This window comes from Streptomyces callyspongiae (assembly GCF_047200695.1).
Taxonomy (GTDB): domain Bacteria; phylum Actinomycetota; class Actinomycetes; order Streptomycetales; family Streptomycetaceae; genus Streptomyces.
Window position 1 is genome coordinate 1 of record NZ_JBJZOM010000042.1, and the last position, 1536, is coordinate 1536.

Annotated in this window: 2 protein-coding genes; one reads left to right on the top strand and one right to left on the bottom strand. The window is 68.9% G+C overall.

Annotated features, from left to right (window positions below; translation table 11 throughout):
- Positions 1–98: 98 nt before the first annotated feature.
- The gene (locus ACL06G_RS21415; protein WP_412836521.1) at positions 99–257 is read right to left on the bottom strand and encodes an Arc family DNA-binding protein; all 159 of its coding nucleotides are present in this window, start codon (positions 255–257) and stop codon (positions 99–101) included.
- A 14-nt stretch (positions 258–271) separates the two neighbouring features.
- Here ACL06G_RS21415 and ACL06G_RS21420 point away from each other — a divergent pair, with 14 nt between their 5' ends.
- Positions 272–1519: an RNA-guided endonuclease InsQ/TnpB family protein gene (locus tag ACL06G_RS21420; RefSeq protein WP_412836522.1), complete on the top strand. Its 1248-nt coding sequence runs from the start codon at positions 272–274 to the stop codon at positions 1517–1519.
- Positions 1520–1536 lie beyond the last annotated feature (17 nt).

Below are 1536 nucleotides of genomic sequence, written 5' to 3' on the forward strand. Positions count from 1 at the left end.
GTGGTCGTCACCTTGTCTCCTTCGAGGATGCCCCGGCCTTCAGGCCGGGGAGGAAACGAAGCTCCCGCGTAGCGGGGCACGGGGTAGAGCAATCGCCGTCAGGGCGATTGGTCGTCTCCACCCATCGGGTCGAGCGCGACCTCAAGCAGGTGGATGATCTCGGAGTTGAGGGACCGCCGGTCGGTGCGGGCCTCCTCAACAAGGCGTGCGTGCAGTTCCGTGGGCAGGCGGAGAGAGATCCGCTTCTCGTCTTCCATGCTAAAATGATGCCATGACGACACCGCGACTGCAGCAGGGGGATAGCGGGCATGCCCGGTACACCTACCGGCTCCGTGTGTCGTCGACCGCCCGCGCCGGCCTGATGGCCGAGTGGGCGCGCTGCCGGTGGGTGTGGAATGAATGCGTGGCCATGTCCCGCAAGGTCCACGCCCACAACCGCGCCAACCCGGACGACGAGGTGACGTGCGGCCCGGCGCAGCTCGACAGGATGCTGACCGAGGCCCGCGCCGCGATGGCGTGGCTGCGTGAGGGCGCGTCGGTGCCGCAGCAGCAGACCATCCGCGACTTCGCCACGTCCCGCGCCAAGGCGTTGAAGGACATCAAGGCCGGGCTGCCGATGCGGCAGCGTGCCGGGATGCCCCGCATCAAGCGGAAGCGGGACGCGCTGCCGACGCTGAACTACACCCAGCGTGGATTCCGGCTCAAGGACGGCCGCCTGCACATCGCGGGCGGCGTCGTCCTGACGGTGGTGTGGTCCCGCGACCTCCCGGCCGCCCCCACCTCGGTGCGCGTCCACCTGGACAGCGTGGGGCACTGGTACGCGTCGTTCGTCGTCGCGACCGAAGTGCAGCCCCTTCCGGAGACAGGCCGCGTGCTCGGCGTGGACTGGGGCGTCGAGGAGACCGCCACCACCACGTCCGACGCGCACGACCTCCCCCATGCCGAGCACGGCAAGCGTGCGGCACAGCGCCTCGCCCGCTACCAGCGGATGATGGCCCGCCGACGCCCCGCCAAGGGACAGGCCGCATCCCAGGGCTACCGGCACGCCCAGGCGCAGACCGCGAAGCTGCACAAGAAGGTGGCCCGGCAGCGACAGGACACCGCCCGCAAGTGGGCCAAGCGTGTCGTGACCGACCATGACGCGATCGCCGTCGAGGACTTCCGGCCGAAGTTCCTCGCCAAGACCACCATGGCCCGCAAAGCCGCCGACGCGGCAATCGGCGCCACCAAGACGGCCCTGATCGAGATGGGCCGCAAGCACGGACGCGATGTGCGTCTCGTGCATCCCGCGCACACCACCATGGACTGCGCGTCGTGCGGAGCGAGAACCAAGCACGCACTTCCTCTTTCGGAACGTACCTACACCTGCACCGCGTGCGGAGTCGTAGCCCCCAGGGACAAGAACTCCGCCCGCGTGATGCTGGTCCGGGCTGGTCTCAACCCGGCTGGTGCTGATCGTGTAAGAGCTGGCGGACCGCTGGTCCCCAGCCAACGTGAGCCAGGAATCCCCGTCCTTTAGGGCGGGGAGGATGTCAA

Coding starts and splice junctions, on each gene's coding strand:
- ACL06G_RS21415 (WP_412836521.1), bottom strand. CDS start 257: ATGGAAGACGAGAAGCGGATCTCTCTCCGCCTGCCCACGGAACTGCAC.
- ACL06G_RS21420 (WP_412836522.1), top strand. CDS start 272: ATGACGACACCGCGACTGCAGCAGGGGGATAGCGGGCATGCCCGGTAC.